9 protein-coding genes are annotated in these 14,918 nt (G+C 62.4%); all 9 read left to right on the forward strand.

Going from position 1 to position 14,918, the window contains the following annotated elements; all coding sequences use genetic code 11:
* The 9 genes from ACILR9_RS01920 (at window position 1) to ACILR9_RS01960 (ending at window position 14,459) form a co-directional block, all read left to right on the forward strand.
* On the forward strand, window positions 1-879 hold the full coding sequence (locus tag ACILR9_RS01920; RefSeq protein WP_395708198.1) for a transglutaminase N-terminal domain-containing protein: 879 nt from the start codon (window positions 1-3) through the stop codon (window positions 877-879).
* A 1,272-nt stretch (window positions 880-2,151) separates the two neighbouring features.
* Entirely contained in the window at window positions 2,152-7,632 is a 5,481-nt protein-coding gene (locus tag ACILR9_RS01925; RefSeq protein WP_395708199.1) for an RHS repeat-associated core domain-containing protein, read from the forward strand.
* 2 nt (window positions 7,633-7,634) lie between these two features.
* Window positions 7,635-8,297 (forward strand): hypothetical protein, encoded by a 663-nt coding sequence (locus ACILR9_RS01930; protein WP_395708200.1) that lies wholly within the window; start codon window positions 7,635-7,637, stop codon window positions 8,295-8,297.
* A 91-nt stretch (window positions 8,298-8,388) separates the two neighbouring features.
* Entirely contained in the window at window positions 8,389-10,458 is a 2,070-nt protein-coding gene (locus ACILR9_RS01935) for an RHS repeat-associated core domain-containing protein (protein ID WP_395708201.1), read from the forward strand.
* Window positions 10,459-10,511: 53 nt separating this feature from the next.
* Window positions 10,512-11,096 (forward strand): hypothetical protein, encoded by a 585-nt coding sequence (locus ACILR9_RS01940; RefSeq protein ID WP_395708202.1) that lies wholly within the window; start codon window positions 10,512-10,514, stop codon window positions 11,094-11,096.
* A 322-nt stretch (window positions 11,097-11,418) separates the two neighbouring features.
* Window positions 11,419-12,111 carry an RHS repeat-associated core domain-containing protein gene (locus ACILR9_RS01945; protein ID WP_395708502.1) on the forward strand — a complete coding sequence of 231 codons (693 nt, stop codon included), beginning with the start codon at window positions 11,419-11,421 and terminating at the stop codon, window positions 12,109-12,111.
* Entirely contained in the window at window positions 12,081-12,488 is a 408-nt protein-coding gene (locus ACILR9_RS01950) for a hypothetical protein (RefSeq protein WP_395708203.1), read from the forward strand. The genes ACILR9_RS01945 and ACILR9_RS01950 overlap by 31 nt, the downstream gene beginning before the upstream one ends.
* Before the next feature lie 58 nt (window positions 12,489-12,546).
* Window positions 12,547-13,809, forward strand: coding sequence for an RHS repeat-associated core domain-containing protein (locus ACILR9_RS01955; RefSeq protein WP_395708204.1), 1,263 nt, complete (start codon window positions 12,547-12,549; stop codon window positions 13,807-13,809).
* Complete coding sequence (locus ACILR9_RS01960; protein ID WP_395708205.1) at window positions 13,800-14,459, forward strand: hypothetical protein; 660 nt, start codon at window positions 13,800-13,802, stop codon at window positions 14,457-14,459. The genes ACILR9_RS01955 and ACILR9_RS01960 overlap by 10 nt, the downstream gene beginning before the upstream one ends.
* The last annotated feature ends 459 nt before the right edge of the window (window positions 14,460-14,918 follow it).

The raw sequence follows: 14,918 nt of genomic DNA on the forward strand, positions 1-14,918 counted from the left end.
ATGAAGTACCTGCTCTCCCATCGCACGACCTACAGCTACGCCAGCAACGTCGACTCGGCGCACCACATCGCCCACCTGCGCGCCCGCACCTTCCTCGGCCAGACGGTCGAGTCGATCGGCATTGCCACCAACCCGGTGCCGGCGATGGCGGTCCAGCATGTCGACCATTTCGGCAACAACATCGACATCTACCGCATCGACAAGCCGCACACCCGCTTCGACATCGAGGTGCGCGCCGCCGTCGACGTGCGTTTCCCCGAGCCGCCGCCGTTCGAGGAGACGCCGAGCTGGGAAGAGATCCGCAGCCTCCTCGACGGCCAGGGCTTCCCGGCGCCGATCGAGGCAGCTGAGTTCGTGCACGAATCGCCGCTCGTGCCCGAGGTCGCGGCGCTCAAGGCCTACGGCGCGCACTCCTTCACGCCGGGCCGGCCGATCCTCGCGGCGGCGCGCGAGCTCACGGCGCGCATCAAGGCCGATTTCGAGTATCACCCCGGCGCCACCGACATCAGCACGCCGCTCGCCGAGGTGTTCGACGGCAAGGCCGGCGTCTGCCAGGATTTCGCGCATGTCCAGATCGCGGCGCTGCGCGCCCACGGTCTCGCCGCGGGTTACGTCTCGGGCTACATCCGCACCATCCGCTCGAAGGACGACATCGCGCTGCGCGGCGCCGACGCGAGCCACGCCTGGGTCGCGGTGTGGTGCGGCGAGGAGGCTGGCTGGGTCCATCTCGATCCGACCAACGACCTGATCGTGAGCGAGGACCACGTCGCCGTCGCCTGGGGCCGCGACTTCGCCGACGTGAGCCCGCTGCGCGGCGTCATCCTGGGCGGCGATTCGCATTCCTATGGCGTCGCCGTGACGCTGGTCCCGGCCGACTGAGCCGGCGGCGGCGACGCCCGGCCGGCGCGTTCTCATAGGCGCGAACTTTTCGTGCGGCCCGATACTCTTCGCTGGGAGCGCGCCACTCCCGTGGCGCTCATCGCCCGTGTAATCAACAAGAAGAGCACCACACCCGTAAAGCTCCCTCGCCTACGGAGCTTGTTTCGCAAGCTCCGAACTCGGGATGACAGTGGTGTCGCGGTGAACGAAGCACTCATGTCGCTACCGCTCCCAAGGGGAAACTTGGGCGGTGACGATTGAGAGCGGTGCTCGCCGGCCCACCGAATAGAACGACCCTGCATTTTTGCGTTCGGTGCGTTCGGTGCGTTCGGAGCCTTTAGAATCAAGGAGTTGGCCGACCGCAAGCGACCGTTCGGTAGCGCTTGTTGCGTTCGGAGCCGCCGTCTTGCGGTCGGGGTCAACCTCAGCCAGCGCTCCGTGCAATTGATTGCACGGCCAAGCGCCTGGACCGATGGCATGAACGCCCTGCTCTTGCGGAGCGCGAGCGTCCCGCTCGCTCATAGACTCATGAGCGAGGTTGCCTGACACGCTGCGGGGCAGGCTCACTCTACGCAGCGGGCACGCCGGCAACAGGCGCGCCGGCAGAATTGGCGCGCAACTGCAGCCAATGTGCCGTGCAATTGAGTGCACGGCGGAGCGTGTGGGGCCGATCTCATGGCCGTCATGCTCTTCCGGAAGAGCATGACGATCCGGAAGAACATGAGCGATCGAAAATCGCCGACCACCGGTTTACGGTTGCAGTCAGGCTGCTGTTGCAGCGGCGACACGCGAAGGAACGCCCGTGTCCTTGTCTGGTTGCAGAACATTTACTCATATCGGGTATGCTACACCTTTGCGTTGTACCCCTTCTCCAAGCGGCGTACGGAAGTCATACGATTGCATGTTAAAATACTTTCGCAATCAGACTTGCATCCGTTGCAGCACATGATGTGAAGCACTGAATCACGAATGCAACGGAGCCGGCGTGCGTCTCAACCCGATTGGAGGAGGCGGCCGGCGACATGCGTCAGCCCGCCGGGTCGCCGCCACCGCCCGCGAGCCTGCCCTTGCCCTCCGTCCAGCGCGACGAGGCACCCAGCCGGACACCCGCCGAGTGGCAGGCGCTGCTCGAACGCCGGCGCGCCGAATTGGCCCAGCAGAAGATCGAACGGGTTGCGCCGCTGCCGGCACAACAGATTGTCCCTCCAGGGATCACGCCACCGCCACCGCCAGCCCCCTCGTCGTCCCCTCTGCCGCACTAGGAAGGCGATCATGAAGACCGTCGCGCACCGCTCGATCGTTGGGTTGCGGCACCTGTTCGTCGCCGCGTTCCTGTGGCTCGCCCTGTGCACGGCAGCGTCCGCCGGCGGAAAGCCGCCGACCCTGGTCGCCCAACCGGGCGTCACGGCTCCCGCATCCATCTCCGATCTCGCGCGGGCGCTGAAATACGACGTCAACCTGATCTACGAGTACGTCTACACCAACATCGAGTACGTCCCGACCTGGGGCCTCAAGAAGGGCGCGCTCGGGACCTTGCTCGATGGTCACGGCAACGATTTCGACCAGTCGGCCCTGCTGGTCGCCCTGTTGCGCGCGTCCGGTTACACCGCGCGATACAAGCACGGCACCATGCATCTGCTTCCAGCGGCCGTCGCGGCGCTTTACGGCGTCAAGACTGCCTGCGGGTTCCAGTCTGTTCTCAATAGCGGGAATATCCCGTACGTACCAAACCCCACCAACTGCAACATCGCACTGATCAGCGCGGATATTGAGCACGTGTGGGTCTCGGTGACCGGTGGCTCGCTCGGTTCGACGACGGTGCTTCTGGATCCCGGCTACAAGACTTACGCTTCGGGTCCGGCCATCGGCCTGTCGTCGATGGGCTATGACCAGGCAACGTTCCTGACTGCCGCGAAGAGCGGCGCTGCGATCGGGGTCGACTACATCCAGAACCTCAACAGCTCGAATATCGCGGCATCATTGACCGCCTATGCGAACAACCTGGTCAACTCCATCCGCACCAGCAATCCGACGGCCACGACTCGCGATGTCGTGGGCGGGAACTACATCCAGCCGCTCCCTCAACCCTATCCTCTGCCAACCAGCCTGCCCTACACCGTATTGCATACCTGGGACGAGATCCCCAACGAGTACCGCACGACGCTGCAAATCCAGATAACAGGAATCGACAAGACCTATTTCGGCGACGAAATCTACGGCCATCGACTGTCGATCGTCTATAGCGGCAACGTTCCGACTTTCTATCTCGACGGCATGGCGCAGGGCACCGGCGCCGCCGGCGCCGACACCATCTCCTACACCGTGCAGCTCCCCAACAGGGGTAGCGCCTACACTGCCCAGAACAACGTCCGGGCACAGGACGGATTCACGTACGCCATCGTCGCCGGATGGGACTTCACCGGACGCGGCATGGTCGAGTTCCATCGCCGCCAGCTCCAGGCCAACAAGGCGGCGGGCGACACCGACAGCTCGGAGGCGGTGCTCGGAGAAGCCTTGAACATGATCGGCTACTCCTGGCTGGCGCAGCTCGACGCGGCCAGCGCCCTTGTCGACCAGATCGTCGGTTCCAGCATCGTGGTCAAGTGCGCCGTCGGCGTGGTGGCACAGGTCGAAGGGCCTTACATCGACATGCCGGGGGTCCTGATCGGCGCAGCGACGCGGTCGAATGACAGGAATCTCATCGACACGGCATTCTTCTCCCATGGCGGGATGCTGAGCGCTCTCGAATGGGGGGCGCTCGAGCAGAATCTGGGCCGCGGCGGCGTCGGGGCCGTCTCGACGGTCAAGCTGCTCGACCTTGCGAATGCGCAGCACAAGGTCATCTTCGACGCAACGTCCGCAAACTGGCCGAGCGTGAGCGGCCAGATCGACTACTATCCGAGCGATTTCAGCCAGGCCGCTTCCTACATCGCAGGCGGCTATCGCCTCGTCCTGCCGCAGGACGGCAAGCTCGTTCAGGGCGTCTGGCAGGGCGCCGGCTATGTCGGGATCGGCCCCACCTCCCCCACCGATCCCCGCCAGATCACCTACAAGATCTCCTCCAACCTGAAGGGCGGCTACTCGACCCAGTTCGTGTCGTCGACCTACACGGTCAGCGCGGTCAATTTCACCAGCGCGATCACCCTGCCGGTGCCGCAATTCTCCAGCTACGACCCGATCGATCTTTCCTCCGGCGCGTTCCTCTACGATCGCGACGATATTTCGCTGGGACCGGACGATTTCCCGATCGGCCTCAAGGTCAACCGCTCCTACAATTCCAACAATCTCTATGCCAAGGGCCCGCTGGGTCCGGGCTGGACGCACAATCTCGCCATCACCGCGCTCTCCAACAGCGACGGGCTGAAGGGGATGGGCCAGGATTCGCCGATCGACGGCGCCGCGGCCATCGCAGCGATGTACGTCGCCCAGGATTTGTTCAGCGACCCCGCCAAGCCGTTCGAAAAGGTGCTGATCGCGTCGCTGGTGCAGAAGTGGCTGATGGACCGGCTGATCAACAACACGGTCGTCGTCACCAAGGGTTCGCAGGCCGAGCAGTTCGTGCTGCTGGCCGACGGCAGCTACAACCCCCAACCCGGCTCGTCCAGCCGGCTGAGCCTCGGCGACGGCGTCTACACGTTCAAGGACAAGGATGCCACGACGCTTACCTTCGACACCAACGGCAACCTGTCGACCTGGGTCGTTCCTTCCGGCGTGACCGCCTCCTTCGCCTACGATGCCTCCTCGCCGCCCCTCTTGACCTCGGTGAGCAACGGCCTCGGGCGGACACTGGCTCTCGCTTACAACGGCGCGAAGCAGCTCACTGCGGTGAACGACAACGCCGGGCGCAGCGTCTCCTATACGTACGATGGCAACGGCAACCTCGCTTCGGTGGTCGACACGCTGGGCTTCACCACCACGTTCGGCTACACGCCGGCCGGTGGGGCGGCGCCGGCCGGCCTGCTGGCGCAGATCTTCACGCCGACCCGGCCCGGCAACCCCTTCGTCACCAACACCTACGGCATGGCCGGCCGGGTGGCGACGCAGACCAACGCCAACGGCGCGACCTGGAGCTATTTCCTGGCCGGCTATCGCAGCGAGGAGGTCGATCCCAACGGCACGCAGCACGTGTTGTTCTACACCCCGCGCGGCAAGGCGCGGTTCGACATCCAGGACTATGCCGGCCTCTACCTGGTGACGCGGCTCGACTATGATGGCCTCGACCGGCTCGTCTCGACCACGCTGCCGGGAGGCTACAACACGACGCCGCAAGGTCTTTGCCGGCCGGCCGGTCCAGGTGTGGATCCGGCAAAGGATTGCACGCGCCGGGAGTACGAGACGAACGTCAATCCGTGGGCCAACAACATCAAAAGCATGACCCGTGTCGGCAAGGACAGCTCGGAGACGGCCACCAGCTACCTCTACGATCCGACCGTCAACAAGCCGATCTCGATCACCGGGCCGTGGACGCAGACCGTCCCCTCCGGCCAGGTGACGGCGCTCGCCTACGATCCGGCCAACGGCAATGTCGCCGAGAAGATCGCCGACAGCACCGGCCTCAAGGCGCGCACGCGCTACATCTACACGGGCCTGGGCCAGGTGGCGTCGATGACCGACCCGGTGGGGACGGTCACGGCCTATACCTACGACGCGGCCGGCAACCGGCTGTCGATGGTCGAGGATGCCGGGCCGGGCCGGCTCAACCGCACGACGCTCTATGCCTACGATTCCTGGGGCGACGTCATCTCGCTGACCGACCCCAAGGGCAACGTCACGACCTCGACCTGGGATGCCGCGCGGCGGCTGGTCACCACCACCTCGCCCGCCACCGCGGCGGCGCCCGGCGGCGTCGTGACCACCAACAGCTACGATGCCGAGGGTCGGCTGCTGCAGGTGCAGCAGAGCGCCGGCGGCACGGTGCTGCGCACCACCACCTCGACCTGGACGCCGACCGGCAAGCTCGCCAGCGCGACCGACGCCAACGGCAACACCACGCGCTACGCCTACGACCTGCTCGACCGCCAGGTCACCCTGACCGATGCCATGGGGCGGGTGACCGACTTCACCTACGATGCCGTGAGCCGGCCCTCCAAGACGTTCAATCGCGCCATCAAGCCCACGACGGCGATGCTCGAGCAGACCTGGACCGACGACGGCAAGCTCGCCAGCGTCATCGACGCCAACGGCAACACCACGACCTACCACTACGACCCGTTCAACCGTTTGGACCTCACGACCTATCCCGGCGGCAGCACCGAGACCGCGACCTACGACCAGGCCGACAACGTCGTACAGCGCACGTCGCGCGCCGGCGGCACCTTCACCCTGCTCTACGACACGCTCTACCGGGTGATCCGCAAGACCCCGCCCTCCGGTCCGGTGGTCGACTACGGCTACGACCTCGCCGGCCGCCAGACCCGGGTCAGCGACAACAGCAATCCGATGGCCTCGGCCTCCCCGCCGGGCGGCAGCACCGTCACCTACACGACGACCTATGCCTACGACGCGCTCAACCGCCCGACCGGCGCCAGCTGGGATCCCGCCCCGGCGGTGACGGCGCCGGCCGCCGGCCCGCTGGTCGGCATCGGCCACAGCTACGACAAGACCAACCGCCGGATCGCCCAGACCGTCGACGACAGCACCTGGCTCTACTACCCGACCGGGCCGCCGAGCAGCATCGCTTACACGGTCAACGCGCTCAACCAGTACACCGCTGTGGGCGGCACGCCGGTCACCCACGACGCCAACGGCAACCTCACCGGCGACGGCACCTTCACCTACGGCTACGACGCCGAGAACCGCCTGCTCTCGGTCAATTCAGGCGCCGCCGCCAGCTACGCCTACGACGCGCAGGGACGGCGCAAGTCGCGCACCATCGCCGGCACCACCACCATCTCGGTCACCGACACCGACAACCGCGAGGTGCTCGAGTACGACGGCGGCACCGGCGCCGTCCTGCGCTGGTACGCCTACGGGGCCGGCGCCAACGACGTGCTGGCCCAGATGAACGTGCCGGCCGCCACCCGCACCACCGTGCTGCCCGACCTCCAGGGCTCGATCATCGCCACGGTCAGCCCGGCCGGCACCCTCGCCAAGTCGGCCTACCAGGCCTACGGCACCAGCGCCGCCGCCGCGACCCCGTTCGGCTACACCGGCCAGCGCCTCGATGCCGAAGCCGGCGGCCTCTACTACTACCGCGCACGCCACTACTCGCCGGTGCTGGGCCGATTCCTGCAGGCCGACCCGGTCGGCTACAAGGCGGGCTACAACCTCTACGCCTACGTCAAGAACGACCCGCTCAACGCCACCGACCCCACCGGCCTGGCGCCTGGACTGAGCACCACGCTCTCGTCATATTCGTATTGGTCCGGGTCGGGGCTGAGCACCAGCCTGTCGTCCTACTCGTACTGGGCGAGTGGTTCTTCCTTCCTCACGCCTTATCAGACACCTACGCAGCTCGGCCAGGCGGGTGAAGCGGCGGTTCGAGGCGCATATGATATCGGTGATACAGGCACGTTTAACATCGGTGGGCGCACCAGGATACCGGATGCCTTGACCACGAGTACCCTCAGCGAAGTCAAAAATGTAGGATACCAAGCCTTTACGCAGCAGTTGCGAGACTATTCTAATTATGCCGAGCAAGCTGGCCTTTCATTCGACCTTTACTTAAGGCCGAATACGAATGTATCTGGTCCCTTGCAAGATGCCTTCGATAACGGTTTGATAAATCGATTGACTATCCCAGGATGGTGGTAAGAATGTCCGCCAAATCGGCTCGCACACCTCTTTCGAACGCGGAACTCGCCAAATTGACGGCCGAAGAGTTTGTGCGACTGAAATTGACCGATGACGAGAAACATCGGCTGCGAGAAATTAATCGGGAAAGGGCACGCCAACGAGAGAAGCGAACCGCACGTCTTCTGGCAGAAGGGCAACCAATTGTAGCCGATCTGCGAGCGATCGGACGGAATGTGACTTCAGTTTGGGATATGCTAAAGATACCAAATCGACACGCTGATGCCATTCCCGTATTGCTTAAGCACTTGCGTCTGCCGTATTCGGACCGAACGAGGGAGGGAATTGCCCGTGCTCTGGCTATTCCGGATGCGAAGGATGCATGGCCAATTCTTGTCGAGGAGTATCGCAAAGCTCCAATGGGCGTGGAGAACGGGTTCAGATTAGGTGCCAAGAGCGGGTTTGCAGTCGCATTGTCGGCGACAGTGACCGCCAATACGATCGATGAACTCATCGCACTTGCAAAGGATCGGTCACACGGCAGCAGCCGATTGCTGCTGCTGAGAGGGCTGCGCAGATCGAGAGCGCCGGCAGCAAAGAAAGCCCTCGAGGAGCTGGCGTCTGATCCCGAGCTATCGAAGGAAATCGCTTCGTGGAGGAGAGCGAGGAGAACTCCCACAACATGAAACTGAAGGTCATTTCGATAGCCTAGCTAGTCCGGCAGGAATGACTCCAGGTTGTACGACGCAGCGGGCAACCGGCTGTCGATGGTCGAGGATGCCGGGCCGGCTCAACCGCACGACGCTCTATGCCTACGATGCCTGGGGTGACGTCATCTCGGTGACCGACCCCAAGGACAACGTCACGACCTCGGCCTGGGACGCCGCGCGGCGGCTGGTCACCACCACCTCGCCCGCCACCGCGGCGGCGCCCGGCGGCGTCGTGACCACCAACAGCTACGACGCCGAGGGCCGGCTGCTGCAGGCCGAGCAGAGCGCCGGCGGCACGGTGCTGCGCACCGCAAGCTCGACCTGGACGCCGACCGGCAAGCTCGCCAGCGCGACCGACGCCAACGGCAACACCACGCACTACCAATACGACCTGCTCGATCGCCAGGTCACCCAGACCGACGCCATGGGGCGGGTCACCGAGCTCACCTACGATAACGTCAGCCGGCCGCGCCTGACCTACAATCGCGCCATCAAGCCCACGACGGCGATGCTCGAGCAGACCTGGACCGACGACGGCAAGCTGGCGAGCGTCATCGACGCCAACAGCAACACCACGACCTACCACTACGACCAATTCAACCGCCTCGACCTCACGACGTATCCCGGCGGCAGCACCGAGACCGCGACCTACGACCAGGCCGACAACGTCGTGCAGCGCACGTCGCGCGCCGGCGGCACCTTCACCCTGCTCTACGACACGCTCTACCGGGTGATCCGCAAGACCCCGCCCTCGGGTCCGGTGGTCGACTATAGCTACGACCTGGCCGGCCGCCAGACCAGGGTCAGCGACAACAGCAACCCGATCGCCCTGGCCTTCCCGCCGGGCGGCAGCACCGTCACCTACACGACCACCTATACCTACGACGCCCTCAACCGCCCGACCGGCGCCACCTGGGACCCCGCCCCGGCGGCGACGGCGCCGGCCGCCGGCCCGCTGGTCAGCTTCGGCCACAGCTACGACAAGACCAACCGCAGGACCGGCCAGACCGTCGACGACAACACCTGGCTCTACTACCCGACGGGGCCGCCGAGCATCGCCTACACGCCCAACGCGCTCAACCAGTACACCGCCGTGGGCGGCGCCCCGGCCTCCTACGACGCCAACGGCAACCTCACCTCCGACAGCACCCGCACCTACGGCTACGACGCCGAGAACCGCATGGTCTCGGTCAATTCAGGCGCCGCCGCCAGCTACGCCTACGACGCCCAAGGCCGGCGCAAGTCGCGCACCATCGCCGGCACCACCACCATCTCGGTCACCGACGCCGACAACCGCGAGGTGCTCGAATACGACGGCAGCACCGGCACCGTCCTGCGCTGGTACGCCTACGGGGCCGGCGCCAACGACGTGCTGAGCCAGATCAACGTCCCGGCCGCCACCCGCACCACCGTGCTGCCCGATCTCCAGGGCTCGATCATCGCCACGATCAGCCCGGCCGGCACCCTCGCCAAGTCGGCCTACCAGGCCTACGGCACCAGCGCCACCGCGGCGAGCCCGTTCGGCTACACCGGCCAGCGCCTCGATCCCGAGGCCGGCGGCCTCTACTACTACCGCGCACGGCACTACTCGCCGGTGCTCGGCCGGTTCCTGCAGGCCGACCCGGTCGGCTACAAGGCGGGCTACAATCTCTACGCCTACGTCAGGAACGACCCGCTCAACGCCACAGACCCCACGGGCCTCGCGGCTGGACTGAGCACCACGCTCTCGTCATATTCGTACTATGGGTATGGCTCGGGGCTGAGCACCAGCCTGTCGTCGTACTCGTACTGGGCGAGTGGCTCTTCCTTCCTCACGCCTTATCAGACATCTACGCAGCTCGGCCAGGCAGGTGAAGCGGCGGTTCGAGCCGTGTATGATATCGGTGATAAACTCTCATTTAATGTCGGCGGAAGCACTAGAGTACCGGACGGCGTGACTCCGAATACCCTTAGTGAGGTCAAAAACGTTGGATATCAGGCCTTTACCCAGCAATTGCGAGACTACTCCTATATTGCTCAACAAAACACCAGCACATTCAATCTTTTCCTAAGACCGAACACGGATGTCTCGGGACCCCTGCAGGATGCATTCGATTCCGGTCTGATAAATCGACTGACTATCCCAGGATGGTGGTAAGGATGTCCGCTAAATTGTCTCGCCCACCTCTTACGAACAAGGATCTCGCCAAGTTGACGGCCGACGAATTTGCGCGACTGAAACTGACCGATGATGAAAAAATTCGACTGCGAGAAATCAATCGGGAAAGGGCGCGCCAATCGGCCGAACAAGCCGTACAACTTCGAGCAGAGGAAAAGCCTATTGTAGCCGATCTACGCGCGATTGGCTGCAACGTGACGTCAGTCTGGAGTTCGGTAAAGACGTCGGATCGGTACTCCGATGCTATTCCAGTTTTGCTCAAACATCTGCTTCTCTCATATTCAGATCGAACGAGAGGGGCGGTCGCCCGTGCCCTGGCTGCTCCAGCCGCGAAAGACGCATGGCCAGTGCTTGTTGAGCAGTATTGCAAAGCACCCCATGGGATTGGACTAAGCGCCAAGAGTGGACTTGCGGCCGCTCTGGCTGAGACGGTGACCGACAAGGTAATCGGCGAACTCATTGCACTTGCCAAGGATCGGTCACACGGCAGCAGCCGATTGCTGCTGCTGAAGGGCCTGCGCAAATCCAAGGCAGCGGCAGCAAAAAAAGCTCTCGAGGAGCTGGCGTCTGATCCCGAGCTATCGAAGGAAATTGCCAGCTGGAAGAAGAAGAAATAGTGTGCAGAATGGGGGTCATCCAGTGGATGTTGAAGATATTCGGCGCGCAACTGACTCGACCTTGACTACGAAGACTTCGGCTTTGCTTCTTATAGAATTTATCAAATCCATTTCTATCTTTGAAGACTAACGCAACGATTGAAGTCGAGAAGCCAGAGGAAAATCTCTACGAATAGGTTCTCCTGCGCCGGCCTGCTGGCGCAGATCTTCACGCCGACCCGGCCCGGCAACCCCTTCGTCACCAACACCTACGGCATGGCCGGCCGGGTGGCGACGCAGACCAACGCCAACGGCGCGACCTGGAGCTATTTCCTGGCCGGCTATCGNACTCCCCAGGTCGGCCTACCAGGCCTACGGCACCAGCGCCACCGCCGCGAGCCCGTTCGGCTACACTGGCCAGCGCCTCGATGCCGAGGCCGGCGGCCTCTACTACTACCGGGCACGGCACTACTCGCCGGTGCTCGGCCGGTTCCTGCAGGCCGATCCGGTCGGCTACAAGGCGGGCTACAATCTCTACGCTTACGTCAAGAACGACCCGCTCAACGCCACCGATCCCACGGGCCTGGCGGCTGGACTGAGCACCACGCTCTCGCCATATTCCTATTACGGGTATGGGTCGGGGCTGAGCACCAGCCTGTCGTCGTACTCGTATTGGTCTGGGACGAGTGGGTCTTTCTCGACTGCAAGTGCAATTGTAGATACTTCGCCTCGTGCCGCGCCTGATTTCCTAGTAACTTCCGGCGGAAACATCATCCCGGTCCCTTCGGGGGCCACCGGCCCTTATGAAACTAGAAGTCCAGGATTTCAATATAATGGCGGATTTGGTGGAAACGGCTTAGCCGACAATGTGACCGACGTACGTATCATGGATCCCAATGGCAGAAATCCAACAGGGTATGTGAACTATGGCAGCCAACAAGCAAACGGTGGTTGGCAATCTGTAAACCCGTATACAGGCCAAGCGATCCAACCCAGCAGTCCGTGGTGGCATATCCCGATATATGGGGACTATTGATAATGTCTATTCAATCCGAAAGCAGTGAACGAGGCAGTGCTCTGTCCAGGCTCGCCGGAGCGCGATTGACGTCTGTTCAGTTTGTCTTGAATTACTTGATTCTTGGCTTCGATGAGCGAGGTGCACTAACGACGCTCGTCTGGCCGGGAATACGGGAGACTAATGGAAAGACGACATTATTTGGTGCAGAAGGGTATCGAGATAAGTTGTGCTCCCTTATTGAAACGACAGTAAAAAGTGTCACGATGAGTCAAAATGAAGAGATACTGATAGCTTTCGATAACGAAATCACAATAGAAATACCATTGAGATCTTATGAAGGCCACGGCGAGCGAGCGATTTTGACAGGTCCTAAACACTATCTGTTCATTTTCTGAACGGGTACGAATGAAATAAAGAAGCGCATTGTTATGGAGTCCGCTTTAGCACATTATAATGTTTGTCAATGATCTCTCGACTCCTGGCGGTCCGGCGCCACCTGGGACCCCGACGGCGACGGCGCCGGCCGCCGGCCCGCTGGTCAGCATCGGCCACAGCTACGACAAGACCAACCGCAGGACCGGCCAGGCCGTCGACGACAACACCTGGCTCTACTACCCGACGGGGCCGCCGAGCATCGCCTACACGCCCAACGCGCTCAACCAGTACACCGCCGTGGGCGGCGCCCCGGCCTCCTACGACGCCAACGGCAACCTCACCTCCGACAGCACCCGAACCTACGGCTACGACGCCGAGAACCGCATGGTCTCGGTCAATTCAGGCGCCGCCGCGACCTACGCCTACGACGCCCAGGGCCGGCGCAAGTCACGCACCATCGCCGGCACCACCACCATCTCGGTCACCGACACCGACAACCGCGAGGTGCTGGAGTACGACGGCAGCACCGGCGCCGTCCTGCGCTGGTACGCCTACGGGGCCGGCGCCAACGACGTGCTGAGCCAGATCAACGTCCCGGCCGCCACCCGCATCACCGTGCTGCCCGACCTCCAGGGCTCGATCATCGCCACGGTCAGCCCGGCGGGCGCCCTCCCCAGGTCGGCCTACCAGGCCTACGGCACCAGCGCCACCGCCGCGAGCCCGTTCGGCTACACTGGCCAGCGCCTCGATGCCGAGGCCGGCGGCCTCTACTACTACCGGGCACGGCACTACTCGCCGGTGCTCGGCCGGTTCCTGCAGGCTGATCCGGTCGGCTACAAGGCGGGCTACAACCTCTACGCCTACGTCAGGAACGACCCGCTCAACGCCACCGATCCCACGGGCCTGGCGGCTGGACTGAGCACCACGCTCTCGTCATATTCGTACTATGGGTATGGCTCGGGGCTGAGCACCAGCCTGTCGTCGTACTCGTACTGGGCGAGTGGCTCTTCTTTCCTCACGCCTTATCAGACACCTACGCAGCTCGGCCAGGCGGGTGAGGCGGCGGTTCGCTCTGTATATGATATCGGTGATAAACTCTCATTTAATATCGGCGGAGGCACCAGGATAACGGATGCCTTGACCACGAGCACCCTCAGTGAGGTCAAAAATGTCGCATATCAGGCCTTTACGCGGCAATTGCGAGGTTATTCGAGCTACGCTCAGGAAACTGGTCTTTCATTCGACCTTTACCTGAGGCCGAACACGAATGTCTCGGGCCCTTTGCAAGATGCGTTCAACAGCGGTCTGATAAATAGACTTGATATCCCTGGATGGTGGTGAAATTGTCAGCCAAAAGGCCTCGCGCGCCTCTCACGAACGAACAACTTGCCAAGTTGACGACCGACGAATTCGTACGACTGAAATTGACCGATGATGAGATAGCTCGGCTGCGAGAAATCAATCGGGAAAGGGCGCGCCAACGAGAGAAGCGAACCGCACGTCTTCTGGCAGAAGGGCAACCAATTGTGGCCGATCTGCGAGCGATCGGTTGGAAGGTGACGTCGGTTTGGGATCTGGTCAACACGTCAATTCGATACGCCGATGCCGTTCCCGTACTGCTTAAGCACTTGCGTCTGCCGTATTCAGACCGAACGAGGGAGGGAATTGCCCGCGCCTTAGCCGTTCCGGATGCGAGAGATGCGTGGCCAATCCTTGTCGAGGAGTATCGCAAAGCTCCAATGGGCGTGGAGAACGGGTTCAGATTAGGTGCCAAGAGCGGGTTTGCAGTCGCATTGTCGGCGACAGTGACCGACAATACGATCGATGAACTCATCGCACTTGCAAAGGATCGGTCACACGGCAGCAGCCGATTACTGCTGCTGAGAGGGCTGCGCAGATCGAGGGCGCCGGCAGCAAAGAAAGCCCTCGAGGAGCTGGCATCCGATCCCGAGTTATCGAAGGAAATCGCCAGCTGGAGGAAGAAGAAATAGCGTTCAGCAAGGATGTCATTTAGTGGATATTCGACGCCAACTGCTAGTGTAGCAGTCTACAACTTCCCGGAGATGGCACCGAGCCAGATTACCAATCTCTTGAACGGCCCAGGAATGATGATTGGAGCATTTTGCAATAGTGGCGCATGCCTTTCTCCATTTTGGTGAATAGATATGGGTCACAAAGATAATATATACAGAGCTATCATTTGGACCGAAGATGGCAAGCTGGGGCTGCGTGTTTGCGTGGTCGCCGATAACTTAGAGGACGCCAAGAAGCAATTGGAAGCGAAGTACGGTGAAGGTCATGTGTTCGACCTTCACAATGAAGAAGATGCAGAAAGACCGCGATGATGCGATAAGGCTCGACATTGGAAAAATCAAAGTGACTCCGCGGGTACAGCAAGAGCGTTAATCGACGCGAACGGCACCGCCACAACTTACACCTATGGCGCCATC

The organism is Reyranella sp. (genome assembly GCF_044224635.1).
In the GTDB taxonomy this organism is placed as follows: domain Bacteria; phylum Pseudomonadota; class Alphaproteobacteria; order Reyranellales; family Reyranellaceae; genus Reyranella.